This is a genomic window from Antiquaquibacter metalliresistens (assembly GCF_029211225.1).
Taxonomy (GTDB): Bacteria; Actinomycetota; Actinomycetes; order Actinomycetales; family Microbacteriaceae; genus Rhodoglobus; species Rhodoglobus metalliresistens.
This window is the reverse complement of sequence record NZ_JARGEM010000001.1, coordinates 386453-407297: the sequence shown is the minus strand read 5'-3', so window position 1 is coordinate 407297 and position 20845 is coordinate 386453. Positions and strand designations below refer to the sequence as shown.

Below are 20845 nucleotides of genomic sequence, written 5' to 3'. Positions count from 1 at the left end.
GCGATGGTTCAGGCGAAGTGCGCGTCCAGCCAGGCGATGAGGTCGGCGACGACCTCGTCGCGGTTCGTCTCGTTGAAGACCTCGTGGCGGGCATCCGGATAGATGATCGCTTCGACATCGGTGAGCTTCGACCGGCGCACGTACGCATTCGCGAGCTTGGCCGCACTGCGTTCGCCGCCGAGCGTGTCATCGCTGCCGACGAGGATCAGGATCGGCAGGTTCTTCTCCATCCTGCGGGTGGGGCGACCGAGGAGGCGCAACCCGTCCGGGATGCCGAACAGCTTCGGCACGTCGGCGAAGAAGGTCAGCGGGTCGTCGAGGAACGCCCGTGCGACGGCGGGGTCCCGGCTGAGCCACTCGTAGCCGGTGTCGCCGAGGTGACGGTGCCGCTTGCTGAGGTCTCCGCTGTTCATGTCGAGCAGCGTGCGGTACGCCGTGCCGGCCAGCACCACGCCGTCGTAGTCACCGGCGTTGCCGTCGATCACCTTCTGGGCCATCAGCGAACCCCACGACTGACCGAACAGCACGATGGGCACTCCGGGGTTGTGCTCGCGGATGATCGCGGTGAAGTGCCGCACATCGTCCACGGTCGCGCGCAGCCCGCCGGGGCCGAGACGTCCGAGCCGGCTGACGTCACCGTCGTGCTGCTGCATGCCCGTGGCGCCGTGACCGCGGTGATCGTCGGCCCACACGCTGTACCCGGCCGCGACCAGATCCTGCGCCAGGCGCTCGTACCGCAGCGCGTGCTCGCCCAGCCCGTGAGCGAGTTGGAACACGGCCTTGGGCTTCGGAGCAGCCCAGACGTAGTAGTGGATCGTCACGCCATGCGCATCCACGAACGTGTGATCGGTGCGGGTCACGGTCTTCGCCACGGGGCCTCCTCGCCGTCGCCAGTGTATCGCCGCAAAGTCGTTAGCAGAACTAATTTGCTAGACTAACGATATGACAGACGAGGCGGAGACCGATCTCAGGATCGCCGTCATGCGACTCGCGCGCCGGCTGCGACTCGAGCGCGCGGAGGGCGACCTCACCGACTCCCAGCTCTCCGTGCTCTTCGTGCTCTGGAAGGAAGGTCCGCAGACCCTGCGTTCCCTCGCCGAGCACGAGCGCGTCACGCCGCCGTCGATGAACCGCACGGTCAACGCGCTCGTCGAAGCCGGCGTCGCCGCGCGCGGCGATGCTCCGGACGACGGTCGCAAGGTCGTCGTCAACGCAACCGAGGCGGGCATCGCGCTCGCACTGGAGACCAGGCGACGGCGTGCCGCCTGGTTCTCGCATCAGCTCGAGGCGCTTGACGACGACGAGCGGGCGCTGCTCACGGCGGCTGCCCCGCTGCTGCGGAGGCTCGCCGACTCGTGAGTGCGATGTTCCGCAGTCTGCGGGTGCCGAACTACCGGCTCTGGTTCGCCGGGGCGCTGGTGTCGAACACCGGTGCCTGGATGCAGCGCACCGCCCAGGACTGGATCGTGCTCACCGAGCTCACCGACCACGACGCCGTCGCGGTGGGAATCACCATGGCCCTGCAGTTCGGTCCGCTGCTGGTGCTCATGCCGCTCTCCGGGCTGCTCGCCGATCGGGTCGATCGCAAGCGACTGCTGGCCTGGACGCAGGCGCTGCAACTGGTGCTCGCACTCGGGCTGGGCATCCTCGTCATCGCCGGCATCGCCGAGCTCTGGCACGTCTACGCGTTCGCGCTCGCGCTCGGCGTGGTCACCGCGATCGACACCCCGGTGCGACAGACCTTCGTCACCGAGCTCGTGCAGGACGCCGACATCGCCAACGCCGTCGCACTCAACGGCACGTCGTTCCAGACCGCGCGGCTGATCGGTCCGGCTCTCGCCGGGGTGCTCATCGCCCTGCTCGGGGCCGGCCCGGTGTTCCTCATCAACGCCGCGTCCTACGCGGGCGTACTCGTCTCGCTGGCCCTCATCCGTCGCTCGAGCTTGGTTCCCGCACCGCGGCTGACCAAGGCGCGCGGGCAGTTCCGTGATGGATTGCGGTACGTGCGGTCGCGGCCGGACATCCTGGTCGTGCTCGCGATGGTGTTCCTGGTCGGCACGTTCGGCTTCAACTTCCCGATCTTCATCTCGACGATGACCACCGTCGCGTTCGCGCAGGGCTCGGCGACCTTCGGTCTGCTCTCCTCGGCGATCGCCGTCGGAGCGGTCACGGGTGCGCTGCTCGCCGCCCGTCGGGAACGGGCCCGTTTCGGTGTCGTCGCGATCTCGGCCGCGGCGTTCGGTCTGGTCGGCATCGCCGCCGCGTTCGCACCCGCCCTCTGGGTGTTCGCCATCGTGCTCGTGCTCGTCGGGGCGGCATCCACCACCATGATGAACACCGCGAACGCCTACGTGCAGACCACCGTCGACCCGCTCGTGCGCGGGCGGGTGATGGCGCTCTACATGGCGATCTTCGCCGGCGGCACCCCGATCGGGGCCCCACTGATCGGCGCGATCGCGAACCTCGCGGGGCCGCGCGTGGCGATCGTCGCGGGCACCGCATCCGGCCTGCTGGCCGCGGCGATCGCCGTCATCTGGCTGATGGCCGGCCGCGGCATGCGCGTCGTGCGCCACCCCAGGCGCCGCTTCGCGCTCACCGTGGCGTTCCCCGCCGAGGAGGAACGCGAACTGGCCACGGAGGAGATCGCCATCGTCGAATCGACCGCACGTCGAACGAGCTAGGCCTCGCGGGTGATCTCCACGGTCACGAACAGCGTCGAGCCGAACGGCCCCGCGTACACGCCACGCAACGGCGGCACGTCGTTGTAGTCCCGGCCCCGGCCGACGAGCACGTGCCGGTCGCCGATCTCGATCTGATTGGTGGGATCGAACCCCCGCCACTGCTCCCCGCAGAACCACTCGACCCAGGCGTGGGACTCACCGGCGACGGTCTCGCCGATCTCGGCGTCCGGCTTCGGGTGCAGGTAGCCGGAGACGTACCGGGCCGGGATGCCGACCGCACGCAGCGCGCCGAGCGCGAGGTGGGCGATGTCCTGACAGACCCCCTTGCGGTGCGCCCAGGCCTCCTGCGCCGTCGAGTGCACTCCCGTGACGCCCTGCATGTACTCGACGGCGTCGCCCACGGCACCGGAGATCGCCAGGGCGGCGGTGCCGGCATCCGTGTGCCTGGCGGCGATGGTGCGCGCGAGCTCGATCACCTCGTCGGGCGGGCTGGTGCGAGCGGTCTGCTTGAGCTGCTCGATCGTGGCGGTCGTGCGCTCCGCGGCGACCGTCAGCTCGTCCCAGCCGATGCTCGACTCGTCGTGGGGACGCGCGCGCACCTCCACGAGGCTCGTCGCGGTGAGCGCGAGCTCCTTGTGGGGAGTGAGGATCTCGAACGACGAGACCCGCGATCCCCAGTAGTCAACATAGCTGTGGTGGCTCGAGATCGGCAGGATCTCCAGGTTGGAGAACAGCACCAGCTGGCCATCGGAGCTCACCGGCAGCATGCGTGCCTCGTTGTACGAGGCCGTGACGTCGCCGCCGTAGTGGAAGCCCGTCATGTGCTTGATGCGCAGACGGTTCACGTGGTCTCACCCACCCAGCTCGGTGCCGCGTTGGTCGGGAAGTAGCGCTGCCTGATCGCCTCGGAGGCCGCGGACGTGGCCGCCTGCACGTTGTCCATGTGCAGCGGCAGGTCGTCGAGGATCTCGGCGATCGGCCGGTACTCGAGCTCGCTGCGGATCTGACCCAGCAGTCGCTGGGCGTGATCCGAGACGCCGACGCGGTCGGTGCGCGGCTCGATGTCGCGCATGCACTGCTCGGCGCGCGTGACGGAGAACAGGATGCTGCGCGGGAACAGTCGGTCGAGCAGCAGGAACTCCGCCGCGTTGCGGGCGCTCGGCACGCCGCGGTACGTGCGCAGGTACGCCTCGTAGGCGCCGCAGGAGCGCAGGATCGTGGTCCAGCTCGGCCCGCTCGCCTCGGTCAGGCTGCGCGTGGCGAGCAATCGCGCGGTCATGTCCGCGCGCTCGATCGAGCGGCCGAGGGTGAAGAACTGCCAGGCCTCATCCCGGCTCGTCGCCGACTCGATGATGCCGACCGCGAGCGCGGAACGCTCGCGCACCCAGCCGAAGAACTCGTGCACCTTGTCGCTGGCGACGCGACGCGGCATCCGGGCCCTGGTCGTGTTCAGCACCTCCCAGAGCTCGGTGCTCACCACCTCGCGAGCACGCCGGGCGTTCTCTCGAGCGGCGGCGAGGGAATAGGCGATCGAGGCCGGCTCCGAGCGGTCGACCGCGAGGATCTCGAGCACGCTCTGCCGGTTGAGCACCCGATCGTCCGGCACGTCGCTGCCCATCACGCTCAGCAGCGAGCGGCACGCGAGGTCCTCCTCGATCCACGGGTCTTCCAGCAGCAGCTGCAGGTGCACGTCGAGGATGCGCGCGGTGCCGTCGGAGCGCTCGATGTAGCGGCCGATCCAGAACAGGGACTCGGCGATGCGGCTCAGCATGCGTCACCCCCGGGTGGTGTCGCGGCACGAGCCTGCTGCTGCTGCTCCTGCTGACCGTGCCCGAGCGGTCGATCGCGGGGGGCCTGGTCCTGCGCGTGTGCGCTGTGCTCGGCCGTGATGACGGGGACGGCCTCGGTCGCGCTCGCCTGTCCGGCGACGAGGCCCTGGATCGAGTGCCGCGCGACCTGCAGCGGGTCCTGGCCGACGACCCAGGTGTCCTTCGAGCCGCCGCCCTGCGAACTGTTAACGACGAGTTCGCCCTCGGGCAGCGCCACCCGGGTCAGGCCGCCGGGGAGCACCCAGATGTCGTTGCCGTCGTTGACCGCGAACGGACGCAGATCGGCGTGGCGCGGGCGCATCCCCGCGTCCACCAGGGTCGGGATGGTCGAAAGCTGCACCACCGGCTGAGCGATCCACCCGCGCGGGTCACGCAGCAGCCGCTGCCGGAGTTCCTCGAGCTCATCGCGGGAGGCGGCGGGACCGATCACCAGGCCCTTGCCGCCCGATCCGTCGACGGGCTTGACGACGAGCTCGTCGAGGCGGTCGAGCACCTCCTCGAGGGCGCCCGGGTCTTCGAGCCGCCAGGTCTGCACGTTCGGCAGCAGCGCATCCTCACCCAGGTAGTAGCGGATCAGGTCGGGCAGATAGGTGTAGACCAGCTTGTCGTCGGCGACGCCGTTGCCGACCGCGTTGGCGATCGTGACGTTACCGAGCCGTGCGGCCAGCAGCAGACCGGGGCTGCCCAGCATGGAGTCGGCGCGGAACTGCAGTGGGTCGAGGAACTCGTCGTCCACGCGGCGGTAGATGACGTCGACGCGGGTGGGCCCTGCGGTCGTGCGCATCCAGACCCGACCGCCCGAGCAGAACAGGTCGCGGCCCTCGACGAGCTCGACGCCCATGAGCCGCGCGAGCAGCGTGTGCTCGAAATAGGCCGAGTTGAAGACGCCCGGCGTGAGCACGACGACGGTCGGATCGTCGACGCCCGCGGGCGCGCTCGCCCGCAGGGCCGCGAGCAGCTTGTGCGGGTAGTCGCCGACGGGTCGCACCCGCATGGAGACGAAGAGCTCGGGCAGCGTCTGGGCCATCACCCGGCGGTTGGAGATGACGTAGCTGACCCCGGAGGGCACTCGCACGTTGTCTTCGAGCACGCGCCACGTGCCCGCCTCATCGCGGATGAGGTCGATGCCGGAGACCTGGATGCGCACGCCGTTCGCCGGCTCGATTCCCGCTGCCTCGCGGTGGAAGTGCGCCGAACTGGTGACCAGGCCGGCCGGGATCACGCCGTCCTTGATCGCGTTCTGCGCCCCGTAGATGTCGGCGAGGAACGCCTCGAGCGCGCGCACGCGCTGCTTGATGCCGGCCTCGACCGCCGACCACTCGAGCTGGTCGATCACGCGCGGTACGGCATCGAGCGGGAAGGGCCGCTCCTCGCCGGCGAAGTCGAAGGTGACGCCCTGGGCGAGATAGGAACTGGCCAGCGCGTCGGTGCGCCCGCGGAGTTCCTCCTGCGTCATCTGCGCGAGCGCGGCGTGGATGTCCTTGTACATGTCGCGGGCCCTGCCGGGGGAGGCGAACATCTCGTCCCACGCGGGCACTCCCGACGTCTTCGCGGCGGTGGCGCCGTAGCCGTCGAAGAGGTCAGCCATGGTCTGAGCCTAGGGCCGTCGTGTTGCGGACGTGTTTCACTTCGTCGCTCGCCTCGAATGGCTAATCGTGTTAGCCTCTATCTGAAAGCTAATGCAATTAGCCAGTGGAGGGAATCATGAGGGTCATCTACGCCCTGGCCGCAACCGCGCTGCTCGCCTTCGCGATCTTCGAGGGCGTCAAGCACGGCTGGATCGCCACCGCCGCCATCGTGATCGGGGCGATCGCCGGCGATCTGACGCTCATCGGCGGCGCGCAGCCCGGGCTCGAACGCGGTCAGATCGCCCGCCGCAACGTCGTGCCCTACAACATCGCGCACAGCTTCGCGGTGCCGATCGTGCTCATCGCGATCTCGTTCACCGGGATGCCGACCCTCTGGCTGAGCCCCGGGCTCGAGCTCTTCCTGGCCGGGCTCGGCTGGGCGCTGCACATCGCCGCCGACCGCGCGCTGGGCTTCCGCTTCCGCACCTGGGACGGCCGTCAGCGAACGGCGTTCACCTTCGCCTGAGCCAATACAGTGGTGGCATGAACGGCTCGATCCTCGTCCTGCCCGGAGGCGGTTACTCCGTGCTCGCACCGCACGAAGGCGAGCCGGTCGCCGAGTGGCTGCGCGGGCTCGGCTGGGATGCCCGGGTCGTGGAGTATCCGGTGCGCACGCGGCATCCCGGCCCCCTGCAGGCGGTGCAACGCGAGCTCGCGGTCGAGCGGGAACGCGGAGTCGGGCCGGTCGGCGTGATCGGGTTCTCCGCCGGCGGCCACCTCGCCGGACACGCCGCCCTCGCTCCGACGGGACCGCGGCCCGACTTCGCGCTGCTGAGCTATCCCGTCGTCAGCATGCTCGCCGAGTCGCACCGCGGTTCGCGCGACCAGCTGCTCGGCCCGCGACCGAGCTGGTGGGCGCGCCGCGCCGTTTCGCTCGAGCGCATGGTCACCCGGCAGGCGCCGCCGATGTTCATCTGGACCACCGGGGAGGACACCGCCGTCGTGCCGCGCGATCACTCCCTGCCGCTCGCCGCCGCCCTCGCCCGTCACGGTGTGCCGTACGACCTCCACGTGTTCGAACGCGGTGGCCACGGGCTCGGGTTCGCGCAAGGCACCCCCGCGCAGCTCTGGCGATCGCTCGCCGAGGCCTGGCTGGAACAGCGCCGCTAGCGGAACTGGCTGAACGACTCCGCCTTCTCGGTGGCGCCCGCCACCAGGATCGTGTCGGTTGCGGAAACGATCGTGTCGGCGCTGGTGTAGTCCCATCGCCCGCCCGCCGGTTTGATCGCCACGATCGTCACCCCGAATCGCGAGCGTGCCTCCGACTGCCCCAACGACTTGCCGACCATGTGCGCGGGCGGTGCCATCTTCACGAGCGAGAAGTCGTCGCCGATGTCGAGGTAGTCCTGCATCGAGCCGCGCACGAGGTGCGCGACGCGGCGGCCCATATCGCTCTCCGGGTAGATCACGTGCTGCACCCCGAGCTGCTCGAGGATGGTGCCGTGGGCCTGGCTGACCGCCTTCGCCCAGAGATGCTTGATGCCGAAGCGCAGCAGCAGCGACGTGGTGAGGATGCTCGCCTGCACATCACTGCCGATGGCGACGACCACGCGGTCGAACTCGGGCACCGAGAGCTGCCGGAGCACCTCCTCCTTCGTCGAGTCCGCCTGCACGACGTGGGTCAGTCGGCCGTTGAGTTCTTGGACGCTCTCCTCGTTCTCGTCGATGCCGAGCACCTCGGTGCCGTTGGCCATGAGCTCCAGCGCCAGCGAACTGCCGAAGCGGCCGAGGCCGATCACCGCGACCGAGTCCGCCTGTGCGACCCGCTCGGTCTCGCCCTTCGAGAAGATGTGCAACTTAGCCAATGATCGGCCTTTCCTTGGGGAGCTGATAGAGGATCTCGCGCCGTCTGAGGGCGAGCGCGGACGCGAACGTGATGGGGCCGAGACGTCCGAGGAACATAAGGACGGCGAGGATCACCTGCGCCGCGACCGGCAGATCCGCGGTGATGCCCGTCGACAGCCCGACGGTGCCGAACGCGGACACGGTCTCGAAGAGCACGGCCGAGAGTCCGAGGCCGGAGAGCAGCATGATCGCGACCGTCGCCGCGACCACCACCGCCGTCGACAGCAGCACGACCGCGATCGCCTGCCGGTGCACGGAACGCGAGAGGCGCTTGCCGAATACGTTGACCACGCCCTCGCCGCGCACCTCCGCGAGCAGGATGAAGAGCAGCACCGCGAAGGTCGTGACCTTGATGCCGCCGGCCGTGCCCGCCGGGCCACCGCCGATGAACATCAGGGCGCTCATCCCGAACAGCGTCGAGTCGTCGGCGGCACCGATGTCGATCGAGTTGAAGCCGGCGGTGCGCGTCTGCACCGACTGGAAGAAGCCGGCGAGGATCTTGCTCGGCCAGTCGAGGGGCCCGAGCGTGCCGGGGTTGTTCCATTCGATCGCGGTGATGTAGATCGTGCCGCTCACGAGCAACACGGGAGTGGCCCACAGCACGATGCGGGTGTTCATGGTCCAGGCCAGGGGCCGCATCCAGTGCTTGCGCAACTGCATGATCACGGGGAAGCCGATGCCGCCCAGAATGATCGCCGCGCAGATGGTGAGCGAGACCACGGGGTCGGCGACGTAGCCCATCAGGTTGTCGCTGAACAGCGAGAAGCCCGCGTTGTTGAACGACGAGACGCCGTGGAAGAGCCCGATCCAGGCGGCCTCGGCGGGAGTCATCCCGTAGCGCAGCCAGAACCACAGGAACAGGATGGCGGACGCGGCCCCCTCGATCACCAGGGAGATCTTCAGCACGTTCAGCACGAGCGACTTCACGTCCTCGAGCCCCAGGCTCTTGGTCTCGGCGGCGGTCGTGAGTCGCGAGGTGAGCGAGAGCCTGCGCACCACCACGACGCCGATGATCGAGGCGAAGGTCATCACCCCGAAGCCGCCGACCTGGATCAGCACCATGATCACGACCTGACCGAACCCGGTCCAGTGGGTGGCAGTGTCCACGATGATGTGACCGGTGACGCAGACCGCCGAGACCGCGGTGAAGAACGCCTCGATGAACGAGGCCCCGCCCGGCCCGACCTTCGAGATCGGCAGCAGCAGCAGCCCGGTGCCGACGACGATCAGCAGCACGAACCCGCCGACGGTCCATTGCGCCGGGTGCGGTCTTCTCCGCCACCGCGCTGCGGCACGTCCCGGTTGTGTCACACGGTGACCCTACTGTGCCCCGTCGACCGGCTCGAGCGCGAACACGGGGATGACCCGTTCCGTCTTGGTCTGGTAGTCCGCGTACGGCGGATATGCCGCGACGGCACGGTGCCACCACAGCGCTCGCTCCTCGCCGTGCAGTTCGCGAGCCCGATAGTCCCGCTTGACCGGGCCGTCCTGCAGCTCGACCAGGGGCTGCTTGGTGATGTTGAAGTACCAGACCGGATGCTTCGGCGCCCCGCCCAGCGAGGCGACGACCGCGTACACGCCGTCGTGTTCCACGCGCATGAGCGCGGTCTTGCGCAGCTTGCCCGTCTTCGCACCCACCGACGTGAGCACCACGACGGGCATCCCCCGCAGGTCACCCGCCTCGGCGCCGCCGGTGGCCTCGTACTTCTCGGCCTGGGTGCGGGCCCAGTCCGACGTGCTTGGTGCGTAATCTCCCTCGAGTGGCATGCCCCCCATCCTCGCAGGTGTCAGCGCGCGAGCTCGGCTTCGAGGCGCTCGACGTCGTCGCGCGTGCACAGGTCGCTCGCGGGGGACATGGCCGTGGCGCTGCCTGCCGCGACGGCGGAACGGAACGCCTCGCGAATCGAGCGGCCCTGAGCCAGACGCAGCACGAGGGCGGCCAGAAAGCTGTCTCCCGCGCCCACGGTGCTCTTGACCTCGACCCACGGAGATGCCAGCCGCAGCACCTCATCCGCGGTGATCAGCATGGCTCCCTCGGCGCCGAGGCTGAGGGCCACCAGTCGGGTGCGTCCGGAGTGCACCAACCGCTGCGCCGCGGCGAGCTGCTGCTCGGGCGAGTCCAGCCTCTCGCCCACGAGCTCGCCGAGCTCTCGCAGGCTCGGTTTGATGAGGGTCACGCCCTCCTCGAGAGCATGACGCAGGGCCGCACCCGATGCATCGACGACGCAGTCCACGTCCAACGCCCGCGCCCTTCGGGCCAGTTGCGCATAGAGATCGTCGGGCGCCCCGGGTGGCAGGCTGCCGCTGATGACGAGCATGCCGCCCGGAGCGATGAGCGCCTCGGTCGCCGTGAGGCACTCGCGCCACTCCGACTCGAGCATGTCGGGTCCCTCGAGCACGAAGCGATACTGCTCACCGGTGGAGCGCTCGTCTACGGTGAACGACTCCCGGGTGCTCCCGGCGATGCGCACCACACGCGAGACGATCCCCTCGCCGTCGAGCAGTTGCCGGTACGCCTCGCCGGTCGGGCCGCCCGCGGCATAGATCGCGATCGACTGGCCGCCGAGCCGCTGGATGACCCGCGAGACGTTGACCCCGCCGCCACCCGGATCCAGCGCGGTCGTGCCGCAGCGCAGCTTGTGCCCCGGGATGACGCGGTCGGTGGCGGTGCTCACATCGAGCGCGGGATTCACCGTGAGGGTGACGATGGGCCTCTGGGCACGATCGGCGGGCATGGTCCAGTGTAGAAACCGCGCGGACCCAGCCGCCAGGTCGATGACCGGCCGACGCTAGCGCAGCGGGCCGAGCAGGTTCGCGGCCACGGTGGCGTGCACCGATTCCGTGTCGCTCGGGTGATAGACGCCGGCGAGCACGTCGCGCTGTAACCGCGAGAGCTCGGCGGAGTTGCGGTATCCGCCCCCGCCCGCCGAGCGCATCGCCTGGTCGACGACGTATCGCGCGGTCTCGGTGGCACGATGTTTGGCCCCGGTGAGCAGCCGGAACCAGGATGCCCCGTGCTCGACGATCCTGTCGACGTCGGCGGCCAGCGACCGAAGCTGGGGCGCGAGGGCGTCGAGGGCGAGCGCGGCATCCGCCAGGCGCCAGCGGAAGTCCGGATCCTGATCGTAGGTCGTGCCGGTCTTCAGCGACGTGCGTCGGCGCACCGCCTCGACGCCGAGCTCGAGCGCGCGGTCGGCGATGCCCGCGTAGACCGAGCCGATGAGCAGGAGGAAGTTGGCGAAGATGCCGAAGACGAACGGATCGGCGTTCGGCCCGACCGGCAAGATGCGGCTCACCCGTTCGGTCGGCACGATCGCGCCCTCGAGCACGGTGCTCTGGCTCTGGGTGGCGCGCATGCCGAGCGTGTCCCAGTCGTCGAGGGTGCGCCATCCCTGGGTGTCGCGGGTGATGAAGCCGTGCACGAGCTCGTCGCCGTGTCGACCGAAGATGCCGAGGCGAGTCCACGCCGGAGCCAACGAGGTGAAGATCTTCGTGCCGGTGAAGGCGTAACCGCCTTCGACGGTGTCCGCGGCGGTCAGCGAGTCCCACAGCACGAGGTCGTTGCCGGCCTCGCTGTTGCCGAAGGCGAACAGCTCGCCGGCGGTGGCATCGGCGAGCACCCAGTCCAGGCTGTGATCGCCCCGCTCGCCGAGCACGCGCGCGACGCCGACCCACACCAGGTGCATGTTGATCGCGAGCGCGGTGGCCGGAGCGTATGCCGCGAGCAGGCGCTGGTCCAGGGCGGTCTGCAGGAGGCTGCGCGGCGCGAGGTATCCCGCGTCGCGCAGCTCCTGGAGGTCCTCGAAGGGAAAGGCGTTCTCCCGGTCATAGCCTGCCGCCCGTGAGCGGATGCGATCGAGCAGCGCCTGGTCGAGCACGGTCATGCCATGAGGGTACGCGCTACAGCGCGCCGAACGCCCCGAAGCGGGCAAGGGCCACGAACAGCGCGAGCAGCAGCAGCACGATGTTGGGCACGATCGCCCGCTCGCCGCGGCGCAAGTGCACGACGATCCCGACGAGCTGCACCGCCACGAGCCCGCTCGCCGCGAGCGGGGTCAGCACCGGTGCGATGTTCAGCAGCACCGGCAGCACCAACCCGAGCGCACCGAGGATCTCGAGCGCGCCGACGAGCTTGACGACGGGGGCGGAGGCGTTCTCGACCCAGCCCATGTTCTTGGCGAGCCTCTCCTTCGGCGAGACGAGCTTCATGGCGCCCACGCCCAGGTAGACGACGGCGAGCAGGCCGGAGACGATCCACACGGCGATGATCATTCAGTTCCTTTCAGTTACCAACACACTCTTGGTAACGTGTCTACACGACGCGATCGAGGCACTGCACTGTGCCTCGGCCACACCGCGGTAACCGGGAGGCACGCCATCACGCTCATCACCGAGCCCTGGGAGTCCGAGACCTGCGAGTCCGATCACAACGCGATCGTGCGCGAGGTCTTCAATCGAGTGGGCGACAAGTGGACGCTGCTCGTGATCCGCATGCTCGCCGCCGGACCGACCAGATTCACGACGCTACGACGATCGGTGCTAGGCATCTCGCAGCGGATGCTCACGCTCACGCTGCGACAGCTCGAGCGCGACGGCCTGGTCTCGCGCGCGGTCTTCGCGGAGGTGCCACCCCGAGTCGAGTACGCCCTCACCCCGCTCGGCGAGACGTTGCTGCCACCGGTGATCGCCCTGGCCGGCTGGGCCATCGACCACGAGGCGCAGATCCGGGCCAATCGCGAGCAGTTCGACGCGGAGTCGGACTGACCTCAGGCGTCTGCGGCGAGCTCTTCGGCGATGGCCCGGATGCCCGTCTCGACCTCCGCGAAGCTCGTCGACAGCGGCGACATGCCCAGTCGGATGCCGTTGGGCCGCCGGAAGTCGGGGATCACGCCGCGGGCGTGCAGCGCGGGCAGCATGCCGGCGAACGCGTCGTGGTCGATCGTGATGTGCCCGCCCCGACGCTCGGACTCCCGAGGACTCGCGAGCCGGGCCTGCGGCAGCAGCTCGTCGGCGAGCGCGATCGCATACGTGGTGAGCGCGACCGACTTGGCCCGGATCGCCGCCATGCCGACCTCGCCGATCGCGGCCACCACATCGCGCATCGCCTGCATGGCGAGGATCGGCGGCGTGCCGCTGAGAAACCCGCGGACGCCCTCCGCCGCCTCGTAGCCCTGCCCCATCTCGAACGGCGAGCGCGAGCCGAGCCAGCCGTGGATCGGTTGCTCGAGCTCTGCCTGCAGTTCGCCGCGCACGTAGAGGAACGCGGGTGCGCCCGGACCTCCGCCGAGGTACTTGTAGCCGCACCCCACCGCGAGGTCGACGCCCCACGCGTCGAGTTCGGTGGGCACCGACCCCGCGGCATGACTGAGATCCCACAGGGTGAGCGCGCCCGCGGCGTGCGCTACCTCCGTGATCGCGGGCACGTCGGCGATGAACGCCGAGCGGTAGGCGACCGAGGAGAACAGCACGAGGGCGGTGCCGGGGCCGACGGCCTCGGCGACGAGCTCGGGGGTGACGCCGGCCGTGGTATCCGTCTCGATCCAGCGCACCGTGAGCCCGCGATCCGCGGCGATGCCCTCGACGACGTAGCGGTCGGTCGGAAAGTTGTCCCGGTCGAGCACGACCTCGGTGCGGCCTGGCCGGGCGTCGAGGGCAGCGCGCACGAGCTTGTAGAGCAGCACCGTGGTCGAGTCGCCGATGGCGACCTGGCCGGATGCCGCACCGAGCGCGACCCGGCCGAGCTCGTCACCCAGCCGCAACGGCAGCTCGAGCCAGCCCTCGTCCCAGCCGCGGATCAGCCGCCCGGCCCACTCGTCGCGCGCGAAGCGCTCGACGCGATCGACGGATGCCGCCAGCGGCCGGCCGAGGGAGTTGCCGTCGAGGTAGGCGGCCACCCCCGGCATCGGCACGAAGCGGTCGCGCCAGTGCCGCAGCGGGTCGGCGCGGTCGAACTCGTGCATCACTTGAGGCTACCGGCGGTGATGCCCTCCGTGATCTGGCGGTTGAAGACGATGTAGATGACCACCATCGGCAGCGTCACGATCGACAGCGCGGAGAACAGCAGCCCGTAGTCCGTGACATACCGGCTCGAGAAGGCGAGAAGGCCGGTGGGAATGGTCTTGAGCGAATCATCCTGGATGTACAGCAGCGCGAGCAGGAACTCGTTCCAGGTGTTGAGGGCGGAGAACACGGCGACGGTCGCGATGCCCGGTCGCAGCAGCGGCAGGGCGATGAGCGTGAACATGCGGAAGTCGCCTGCACCGTCGATGCGCGCCGCCTCGAACAGCTCACCGGGCAGGGCGTCGAGATACACCTTGAGCAGGTAGGTCGCCAGCGGGATGCCCATCGCGGTGTACGGGATGATCAGCGCCATGCGGGTGTCGGTGATGTACAGGTCACGGAACATCGTCGACTGCGCGATGAAGTAGGACTGCAGCGGCAGCACCAGACCCAGCGCGAGCGCCCCGAGGATGAGGCCGCTGCCCCGGAAGCGGTAGCGGCTGAACGCGAACGCGGCCGCCGACGAGATGGCGAGGATCGCGAGCACGGAGACGCCGGTCGCGATGACGCTGTTCAGCGCGTACTGCCCGATGTTGCCGACCTCCCACGCACGCGCCCACTGCGAGAAGTCGATGCTCGTCGGCAGCGAGAAGGGGGTGCGGAAGATCTCACTGTTGGTCTTGAAACTCGACAGCACCATCCAGATCAACGGCAGGAAGAAGACCGCCGCGATCACGACGAGCAGCACGGCCAGCAGGCCGCGCAGGACGCGAGCACTCATCACCGGACTCCGATCCGGCGAAGGCGGGTGAAGCCGACGCCCACGATGACCACCACGAGCGTGAGCACCACGGCCATCGCCGAGCCGTACCCGACGTCGCCGTTCTTGAACACCTCGCGCACGAGATAGGTCGTCGGGATCTCGGTCGAGTAGTACGGCCCTCCGTTGGTGAGCACGTAGAACAGGTCGAAGCCCTGGAAGCCGCCGGTGACGCACAACAGCACCCCCACCTCGACGGCGCTGCGGATCATCGGCACCTTGATGCGCCAGAACAGCTGCCACTCGCTGGCCCCGTCCAGTCGGGCGGCCTCGACGACCTCCGTGGGGATCTGGCGCAGGGCCGCGTAGAAGATCGTCATGTAGAAGCCCGCGAACACCCAGCCCGAGACGACGCAGATCGCCAGGAGCGCGGTGGCCGGGTCGCCGAGCCAGACGCGCTGCCACTCTCCCAGCCCCAGCGCCTGCAGGGACGCGTTGATGAGGCCGAAGTCCGGGTTGTAGATGAACGACCACAGCACCGCCACCACGACCATGGGCAGCATCACCGGGGTGAAGATCGCGACCCGGAACCAGATCGTGCCGCTCTTCCTGGCCGCCACGATCCCCGCGAGCATCAGGCCCACGAGCACTTCGAGCACGAGGGTGACGCCGATGTAGATGATCACGTGCAGGAACGACCGCGCGAACAGGGTGTCGCCCGCGATCCTCAGGAAGTTCTCGAACCCGACGAACACCTGTGCGCCGTAGCCGTTCCACTCGGTCAACGAGTAGAAGCCCGTCATCACGACCGGGTAGAGCACCGCGAACCCGAACACGGCGAGCGCCGGCACGACGAAGAGGTACGGCACCCAGGGCCGGGTTGGCTTCATGGCAGGACCTTCGTGACGGGGTGTGGAGGGTGGAGGAGCCGGGATGCCCGCCCGCAGCCGACGGAGCGGGCGGGCATCCCGGGGCGCTAGCCGACGGCCCCCGCGAGGGTCGCGACCGCGTCCTCGGGCGTGGCCTGGCCGCCGAGCACCGCGGCGAGCGCGGCGTAGAAGGCCTCCGCGGTGCCGAGGTCGTAGCCGGTGTCGGGCGGGTTGATCACCGTGCCGCTGTCGGCGAGCAGCGCGTTCAGGCGCAGCGTGCGCTCGTCGATCGCGTCGCTGTTCGCGGCGCTCAGCGCGAGCGGGATCGCCTCGGCCTCGATGAACGCGTTCACGTTCTCCTCGTCGTTGACGAGGGCCAGGAACTCGACGGCCTTCTCGATCTTCGTCGACTTGGCGTTGACGACGTAGCCGGTGATGACCCCGATCACACTCTGCTGGTCACCCGCTCCCGGCATCTCGGGCAGGTTCACGAAGTCGAAGTTCAGGTCCGGGGCCTCGTCGATCGCCCAGCTGACCAGCCACGAGCCGATGGCGTGCATCGCGGCCTGCCCCTGGAAGAACAGCTGCGCGCCCTCGTTGTCGTCGATCGCGTTCGCGCTCTCGTTGACGCACTTGTGGTCGGCGAGCTCCTGCACGTAGCCGAAGGCCTCGACCCACTCCGGGGTGTCGAACGAGGTCTCGCCCTTCAGTGCACTGTCGTAGACGTCTTCACCGACGACCCGCGAGACCAGGTGTCCGAGCCAGTTGCCGGCCGCCCAGAGGTCTTTGTTGCCACTGGCGATCGGGATGATCCCGGCCGAATCCAGCGCGTCGCAGGTGTCGAGCAGCTCCTCCCAGGTGGTCGGCGGGGTCAGACCCTGCTCGGCGAAGATGTCCTCGTTGTACCAGAGCACGTTGGTGACATCCGCGATGTGCGGCACGAGCCGGATGCCACCGTCGACGGTGGCCGGTGCGTACGCGGACTCCTCGAGCAGGCCCGCGAGGGGGCCATCCTCGACGTACTCGGTGATGTCGGCGGCGAAGCCGTCGGCGGTGCGGGTCTCGAGGCGGCTGCCCACCCATTCGAAGTAGATGTCGGGGGCGTTGCGGCCGTTGAGCAGGTTGGGCAGTCCGATGGTCTGGTACTGGTCGTCGTCCTGGTAGTTCATCTCGACGGTCCAGCCGGGGTTGGCTTCGGCGAACTCGGCGGCCGCGGCATCCCAGACCCTGATCTGGGCCTCACCGGGCGAGCCCATCGCGACGCGGATCACCTTGTCGTCACCGGCGGGAGCACAGGCGGTGAGAACGAGGGATGTCGCGGCGAGCGCCGCCGCGACGGCGGCGAGTTTCTTCCAGCGGGTGGTCATGATGCCTCCTGGTGTGATGTGACGGGACGGGTGGTGCGGGCGACGGGCGGGGCGACGAGGTCGGTGAGGGTCATGTCGAGGGCATCACCGAAGACACGGCGACGGGCGGCGATGAGCGCATCGCGATACGGTGCGAGCTCGACGGCGGCATCGCGCTCGAGACGGTGCTCGGCCGCGAGCTCGGCCAGGTGCCGCACGGCCTGGGCACCGGTGCGGAACGATTCGATCCAGGGGCGCACGTCCGCGATGAGTGCGGGGTTGGTCACCGGGCCGTCGAGCAGGTGTGCGGCGGCGTCGAGGGCGGAATCGGCGTAGGCGACGAGCACGGCGGCCGCGGCATCCTCATGCCCCGTCTCGAGCAGGAAGGCGAACCGGTCGAGCGCGGCGGTGAACTCGGGAGCGTCTTCGAGGTTCAGGCACGAGGAGCGCACGGTGTCCGCGAACCGCGTGAACGCGGCGAGATCGTCGGCGCCGACCACGTCGGCGAGCGCGACCCGCCAGCTCGCCTCTGGGTCGTAGTCGGACGGCGACCACAGGTAGTCGGCGATGGTGGCGAACGCGATCTTGGATGCCTCGGCGAGCTCCATGCCGTTCGCGATCACGCCGCGCGCCGCCCGGTCGAGCCGCGCGTCCCGCCCGCGGTACGCGCCGAGGTGCAGCTCGTGGGTCATCGCGACGTCGTTGACCGGGTAGTTGTCCCAGTAGAGCGGAGCGTGTCCGGTCGCGGCCGCGAACGTCTCGGCGTCGTCGAGGTCGAGGCTCGGCGAGCAGATCAGTCGTCCGGTGAAGAACAGATCGATCTCCGGCGCGATGCCGGCGCCGAGCCGCGTCACGTAGTCCTCCGTGCCGTAGCCGTAGTACTGGGTCGGGCAGACCATGAGTCGGCGCCCGCCGAGACCGGCGTGCACTACGCCGACCAGATCGATGTGCGCCGAGACGAGGTCCGGCCAGGCGGCGAGGTCGCCGTCGTGCTGCAGCACGGGCGGGATGTCGTCGAGGAGCAGCCCGAACGTCGTCACGCCGAGTGCGGCGACGCTCTCGAACTTCGCGACCAGCGCGGCGACGTCCGCCTCGTCGCTGTACCGGATGCTGAGACCGGGCGAGAGGCAGTAGACCAGATCGACGCCCCGCGCCCGACACGTCTCGAGGAGCTCGGACAGCTGTTCGAGCTGCTCGCCCGCATAGCGTTCGCGCCAGTCGCGACGCACGAGTGCGTCGTCCTTCGGCGCGTACACGAACGTGTTCATGCCGCGGTCGGCGATGAAGTGCACCATGTCGATGCGCTCCTGCCTGCTCCACGGCGCGCCGTAGAAGCCCTCCACGATGCCGCGCACCGCGAACGCCGGCTCGCCCCGCTTGGCGCGACCGTATCCGCTCGGGCGCTGCGTCATCCGGCGCCTCCGATCGGGGAGAAGCGCGAGTTGGCGGCATCCCCGCCGGAGGTGTTGCTGCTGGTGTAGACCTCGGGGGTGATGCCCGCCGCGACGAGCCGCTGCACGGTCTCCGCGACGATCGCATTGAGGATCGCGGCGCCGACCACGGTCGAGGTCGGTGAGACCCGCTGATCGAAGCCCTCGATCGCGATGGCGGCGTCGCCGACGACGCCGCCATTGTCGATCACGATGTCGGCGATCTCGTGCAGGCGCGGATACCCCGTCTCGCGCGCCGCGGACGACGTGGCATGGGCGATGCTGGTGATGGCGATCACGGTCGCCCCGCGCTCGCGCACTCCGGAGACCAGCTCGGCGGTCGCGGCGTTGCTGCCGGAATTGGAAGCCACGATCACGACATCGCCTGCCTGCACCGGATGCTCGCCGAGCAGGGCCTCTGCCAGTCCCGGCAGCCGCTCGAGGCTCGTGGACATGCGCGCACTGCTGTGCAGCATGAGCCCCTCGAACAGGATCGGGTTCACCCGAACCAGGCCGCCGGCCCGGTAGTAGAGCTCCTCCGCCAGCATGTGCGAGTGGCCCGTGCCGAAGGCGTGCAGCGTGCGGCCGGCGGCGAGCGCGGCGGCGAGTGCCTCCGCCGCCGCGGCGAGGTTCGGCCACTCCACGTTCGCCACGCGGTCGATCAGTGCGCTCGCCGTGGCGAGGTACTCGCGGCCGGCCGAAGCCTGCTCGTCAGTCATCGGTCGTGCTCCTTGCTCCAACGGTGGACCGCGCTCTCGTAGCGCTGTGCCGGGATCTCGCCGGTGCCGAGGCCGAGTGCACCATCCAGGGGTGTGCCTGCGGCGTTCTCGACGATCGCGTTCGGTGCGACCTCGCGCAGCGCGCCCTCGAGGCGACGGCGCAGTTCGGTCTGCTCGAGCAGGCGACCGCCCAGTGCCAGCGGCACGGCCGGCCCGGCACCGGCGAGCGCGACTGCCACCGCCGCGGTCTCCGCGAGCGCGACCGCCGCGCGGTCCACGATCCGGCTCGCGACCGGGTCGGTGTCCGCCGCCGCGAGCACCTCCTGCGCGAACTGGGCGATCTCGTTCACCGCGCGCGGCAGCTCGTGCACCCGCGCCGCAAGCCCGGGGATGGGGCCGAACCGCGCCACGGCGCGACCCGAGAGCGCGGTCTGCTCGCCCCGCCCGGCGGCGGCGCGCAGGGCGGCGCGCAGGCCTTCGCGACCGATCCAGAATCCGGCGCCGTCGTCCCCTAACAGATAGCCGTCGCCGTCGACGACGACCGGGGGCGCGGGATGCGACGGCACGGCCAGACACGCGACGCCGGTACCGGCGCAGAGCGCGACCCCCCATCCGCCGCGCAGCGCCCCGGCATGGGCGCAGATCGTGTCGTCGTAGACCCACACCTCGCGCGCCCCGATGGCGCCCGCGACCTCGGCGGCGAGCGTGGCCGCGGCCTCCGCCGCGGCGGGTGCGGTGGTGAGGCCGAGCACGGCGCGGTGCACCGGCGGGGACCCGAGGGCCTGCCAGGCGGAGATCACGAGGGGTGCGACATCCCCCTCGAGGCGACTGAGCCCGTCGACCTCGACGATGTCGCTCGAGCCGGACGTGCGGGCACGGATCGCGGACTGTCCGCCGTCCACGGCCAGCACGGCGGTCATCCCGCCCTCCTGACGCCGGCGGCGACCGGGAACGCGGCGCCGGAGACGTCGGCGGTGAGCTGGTACTTGTCGCCGCGGTAGACGCAGTTGGCCACCATGAGCACGCGGCCACGCGTGTCGGTGTCCACCATGCGCAGCCGCAGGCAGGCCTGGTCGTTCGCGATGCCGAGCAGCTCGCGCACCCGGCTGTCGGGCAGCACCGGCTCGATGGTCACGCGAGCGGCGCCCATCAGGATGCCGTATCGCTCGGCGAGCACCTCGTAGAGCGAGCCCGCCAGGTCGGACTCCGCGAGGCCCGGCACGGTCTGCGCGGGAATCCAGGTGGTCTCGACCGCCATCGCCTCGCCGCTGCCCAGCCGCAACCGGGCGAACTGGTGCACGGGGTCGCCGGCGGGGATCTGCATCTGCTCCGACAGGGCGCCGTCGGCGGGGATGGTGCGGAAGCTCAGCAGACGGCTCCCGGGCACCAGGCCCCGCGACCGCATGTCCTGGGAGAACGACGTGAGTCCCAGGGCCCGCACGAGCGGACGCGGGAGCACGTAGGTGCCCGACCCGTGCCGACGCTCGAGCAGCCCCTCGGTGACCAGGGCGTCGATCGCGCCGCGAAGCGTCATGCGCGCGACCTGCCAACGCTCGCTGAGCTCGCGCTCCCCGGGAAGCCGCTCGCCGACGGGCAGACCGGCAACGAGCTCACGCAGCCGAGCCCGCAGCAGCTGTCGGGTCGGCGACTGCGGGCTCGGGGGCATTCAGCAAGTAGAGCCGACCCGCGCCGTGTGCGCAAGCATCGACTAGACCACTTGGTGCTGGGGATGCAGCGT

Annotated in this window: 23 protein-coding genes; 5 read left to right on the top strand and 18 right to left on the bottom strand. The window is 69.8% G+C overall.

The window, feature by feature from the left end:
• Positions 1–8: 8 nt before the first annotated feature.
• Complete coding sequence (locus PYV02_RS02095; RefSeq protein ID WP_275755711.1) at positions 9–872, bottom strand: alpha/beta fold hydrolase; 864 nt, start codon at positions 870–872, stop codon at positions 9–11.
• 70 nt (positions 873–942) lie between these two features.
• Here PYV02_RS02095 and PYV02_RS02090 point away from each other — a divergent pair, with 70 nt between their 5' ends.
• Together PYV02_RS02090 and PYV02_RS02085 are read left to right on the top strand one after the other, a co-directional pair.
• On the top strand, positions 943–1359 hold the full coding sequence (locus tag PYV02_RS02090) for a MarR family winged helix-turn-helix transcriptional regulator (protein WP_275755709.1): 417 nt from the start codon (positions 943–945) through the stop codon (positions 1357–1359).
• Positions 1356–2681: an MFS transporter gene (locus tag PYV02_RS02085; RefSeq protein ID WP_275755707.1), complete on the top strand. Its 1326-nt coding sequence runs from the start codon at positions 1356–1358 to the stop codon at positions 2679–2681. The genes PYV02_RS02090 and PYV02_RS02085 overlap by 4 nt, the downstream gene beginning before the upstream one ends.
• Here the strand turns inward: PYV02_RS02085 and PYV02_RS02080 are convergent.
• From PYV02_RS02080 to PYV02_RS02070, 3 genes are read right to left on the bottom strand one after another with little or no spacing between them, the layout of a single operon-like run.
• Positions 2678–3526: a transglutaminase family protein gene (locus PYV02_RS02080; protein ID WP_275755705.1), complete on the bottom strand. Its 849-nt coding sequence runs from the start codon at positions 3524–3526 to the stop codon at positions 2678–2680. The two genes, PYV02_RS02085 and PYV02_RS02080, sit on opposite strands and share 4 nt — an antisense overlap.
• Entirely contained in the window at positions 3523–4452 is a 930-nt protein-coding gene (locus tag PYV02_RS02075; protein WP_275755703.1) for an alpha-E domain-containing protein, read from the bottom strand. Before PYV02_RS02075 ends, PYV02_RS02080 begins: the two co-directional genes overlap by 4 nt.
• A complete protein-coding gene (locus tag PYV02_RS02070; protein WP_275755701.1) occupies positions 4446–6098 on the bottom strand; it encodes a circularly permuted type 2 ATP-grasp protein in 1653 nt (550 codons plus the stop codon). Before PYV02_RS02070 ends, PYV02_RS02075 begins: the two co-directional genes overlap by 7 nt.
• Positions 6099–6214: 116 nt before the next feature.
• Here PYV02_RS02070 and PYV02_RS02065 point away from each other — a divergent pair, with 116 nt between their 5' ends.
• Positions 6215–6604 carry a DUF4260 family protein gene (locus PYV02_RS02065; protein ID WP_275755699.1) on the top strand — a complete coding sequence of 130 codons (390 nt, stop codon included), beginning with the start codon at positions 6215–6217 and terminating at the stop codon, positions 6602–6604.
• 17 nt (positions 6605–6621) lie between these two features.
• A complete protein-coding gene (locus PYV02_RS02060; protein WP_275755697.1) occupies positions 6622–7248 on the top strand; it encodes an alpha/beta hydrolase in 627 nt (208 codons plus the stop codon).
• On the opposite strand, the gene PYV02_RS02055 is transcribed toward PYV02_RS02060, so the two are convergent.
• Genes PYV02_RS02055 through PYV02_RS02030 form a run of 6 tightly spaced genes read right to left on the bottom strand, consistent with a single transcriptional unit; the run spans position 7245 to position 12255 of the window.
• Positions 7245–7943 (bottom strand): potassium channel family protein, encoded by a 699-nt coding sequence (locus PYV02_RS02055; protein WP_275755695.1) that lies wholly within the window; start codon positions 7941–7943, stop codon positions 7245–7247. The genes PYV02_RS02060 and PYV02_RS02055 overlap by 4 nt on opposite strands.
• Positions 7936–9294 carry a TrkH family potassium uptake protein gene (locus PYV02_RS02050; protein WP_275755693.1) on the bottom strand — a complete coding sequence of 453 codons (1359 nt, stop codon included), beginning with the start codon at positions 9292–9294 and terminating at the stop codon, positions 7936–7938. The genes PYV02_RS02055 and PYV02_RS02050 overlap by 8 nt, the downstream gene beginning before the upstream one ends.
• Before the next feature lie 9 nt (positions 9295–9303).
• Positions 9304–9750, bottom strand: a complete 447-nt coding sequence (locus tag PYV02_RS02045) for a nitroreductase family deazaflavin-dependent oxidoreductase (RefSeq protein WP_275755691.1) — start codon at positions 9748–9750, stop codon at positions 9304–9306.
• A 20-nt stretch (positions 9751–9770) separates the two neighbouring features.
• Positions 9771–10718 (bottom strand): 1-phosphofructokinase family hexose kinase, encoded by a 948-nt coding sequence (locus PYV02_RS02040; protein ID WP_275755689.1) that lies wholly within the window; start codon positions 10716–10718, stop codon positions 9771–9773.
• A 54-nt stretch (positions 10719–10772) separates the two neighbouring features.
• The gene (locus PYV02_RS02035; RefSeq protein WP_275755687.1) at positions 10773–11867 is read right to left on the bottom strand and encodes an acyl-CoA dehydrogenase family protein; all 1095 of its coding nucleotides are present in this window, start codon (positions 11865–11867) and stop codon (positions 10773–10775) included.
• A gap of 16 nt (positions 11868–11883) precedes the next feature.
• Positions 11884–12255 (bottom strand): DoxX family protein, encoded by a 372-nt coding sequence (locus PYV02_RS02030; protein WP_275755685.1) that lies wholly within the window; start codon positions 12253–12255, stop codon positions 11884–11886.
• A 36-nt stretch (positions 12256–12291) separates the two neighbouring features.
• Between PYV02_RS02030 and PYV02_RS02025 the strand changes: the two genes are divergently transcribed.
• Positions 12292–12747, top strand: a complete 456-nt coding sequence (locus PYV02_RS02025) for a winged helix-turn-helix transcriptional regulator (RefSeq protein ID WP_338056600.1) — start codon at positions 12292–12294, stop codon at positions 12745–12747.
• Positions 12748–12749: 2 nt separating this feature from the next.
• On the opposite strand, the gene PYV02_RS02020 is transcribed toward PYV02_RS02025, so the two are convergent.
• From PYV02_RS02020 to PYV02_RS01985, 8 genes are all read right to left on the bottom strand, one after another.
• Positions 12750–13943 carry a kynureninase gene (locus PYV02_RS02020; protein WP_275755683.1) on the bottom strand — a complete coding sequence of 398 codons (1194 nt, stop codon included), beginning with the start codon at positions 13941–13943 and terminating at the stop codon, positions 12750–12752.
• The gene (locus PYV02_RS02015; protein WP_275755681.1) at positions 13943–14764 is read right to left on the bottom strand and encodes a carbohydrate ABC transporter permease; all 822 of its coding nucleotides are present in this window, start codon (positions 14762–14764) and stop codon (positions 13943–13945) included. The genes PYV02_RS02020 and PYV02_RS02015 overlap by 1 nt, the downstream gene beginning before the upstream one ends.
• Complete coding sequence (locus PYV02_RS02010) at positions 14764–15633, bottom strand: carbohydrate ABC transporter permease (protein ID WP_275755678.1); 870 nt, start codon at positions 15631–15633, stop codon at positions 14764–14766. The genes PYV02_RS02015 and PYV02_RS02010 overlap by 1 nt, the downstream gene beginning before the upstream one ends.
• Before the next feature lie 86 nt (positions 15634–15719).
• Entirely contained in the window at positions 15720–16979 is a 1260-nt protein-coding gene (locus PYV02_RS02005) for an ABC transporter substrate-binding protein (protein WP_275755676.1), read from the bottom strand.
• Positions 16976–18370 (bottom strand): protein O-GlcNAcase, encoded by a 1395-nt coding sequence (locus PYV02_RS02000; protein WP_275755674.1) that lies wholly within the window; start codon positions 18368–18370, stop codon positions 16976–16978. Before PYV02_RS02000 ends, PYV02_RS02005 begins: the two co-directional genes overlap by 4 nt.
• Positions 18367–19107: an SIS domain-containing protein gene (locus PYV02_RS01995; protein WP_275755671.1), complete on the bottom strand. Its 741-nt coding sequence runs from the start codon at positions 19105–19107 to the stop codon at positions 18367–18369. Before PYV02_RS01995 ends, PYV02_RS02000 begins: the two co-directional genes overlap by 4 nt.
• Positions 19104–20027 carry a BadF/BadG/BcrA/BcrD ATPase family protein gene (locus PYV02_RS01990; RefSeq protein WP_275755669.1) on the bottom strand — a complete coding sequence of 308 codons (924 nt, stop codon included), beginning with the start codon at positions 20025–20027 and terminating at the stop codon, positions 19104–19106. Before PYV02_RS01990 ends, PYV02_RS01995 begins: the two co-directional genes overlap by 4 nt.
• The gene (locus PYV02_RS01985; protein ID WP_275755667.1) at positions 20024–20773 is read right to left on the bottom strand and encodes a GntR family transcriptional regulator; all 750 of its coding nucleotides are present in this window, start codon (positions 20771–20773) and stop codon (positions 20024–20026) included. The genes PYV02_RS01990 and PYV02_RS01985 overlap by 4 nt, the downstream gene beginning before the upstream one ends.
• Positions 20774–20845: the final 72 nt, after the last annotated feature.